Origin of the sequence: Methylobacterium oryzisoli (assembly GCF_046557895.1) — a bacterium.
Taxonomy (GTDB): Bacteria; Pseudomonadota; Alphaproteobacteria; order Rhizobiales; family Beijerinckiaceae; genus Methylobacterium; species Methylobacterium oryzisoli.
The window spans coordinates 1-761 of the sequence record NZ_JBKIBX010000127.1; the positions used below are offsets into that span (position 1 = coordinate 1).

The window sequence follows — 761 nt, forward strand, 5'->3', positions numbered from 1 at the left end:
TGGTTGTCACATCGGGCAAGGGCGGCGTGGGGAAGACGACCACGACGGCGGCCCTGGGGGCGGCCCTGGCGCAGGGCGGGCAGAGCGTGTGCGTGGTCGACTTCGACGTCGGGCTGCGCAACCTCGACCTGGTGATGGGCGCCGAGCGGCGGGTGGTCTACGACCTGATCAACGTGGTGCAGGGCGACGCCAAGCTGGCGCAGGCTTTGATCCGCGACAAGCGCCTGGAGGGGCTCTCGCTGCTGCCCGCCTCGCAGACGCGCGACAAGGACGCGCTCACCGACGAGGGGGTGGCGCGGGTGATCTCGGAGCTGCGCGAGCGCTTCGACTGGGTGATCTGCGACAGCCCGGCGGGGATCGAGCGGGGCGCGACGCTGGCGATGCGGCACGCCGACGTGGCGGTGGTGGTGACCAACCCGGAAGTGTCCTCGGTGCGCGACTCGGACCGGATCATCGGGTTGCTGGACGCCAAGACGGCGCGGGCGGCGGCGGGCGAGAGCCTGGAGAAGCACCTGATCCTGACGCGCTACGACGCGGGTCGTGCGGAGCGGGGCGAGATGCTGAAGCTGGAGGACGTGCTGGAGATCCTGTCCATCCCGCTGCTCGCGGTGGTGCCGGAGAGCGAGGAGGTGCTGAAGGCCTCGAACGTCGGCAGCCCGGTGACGCTCAACAACCCGGCCTCGGCGCCGGCGCGGGCCTATGCGGACGCGGCCCGCCGCCTCAAGGGCGAGACCGTCCCCATGACCATCCCGGCCGAGCGC

At 71.9% G+C, this 761-nt stretch carries 1 protein-coding gene; it reads left to right on the forward strand.

The window, feature by feature from the left end; genetic code table 11:
- Positions 1–761 (forward strand): septum site-determining protein MinD (gene minD, locus ACKUB9_RS34340; protein ID WP_407531187.1); only part of this gene is annotated, 761 nt, incomplete at both ends.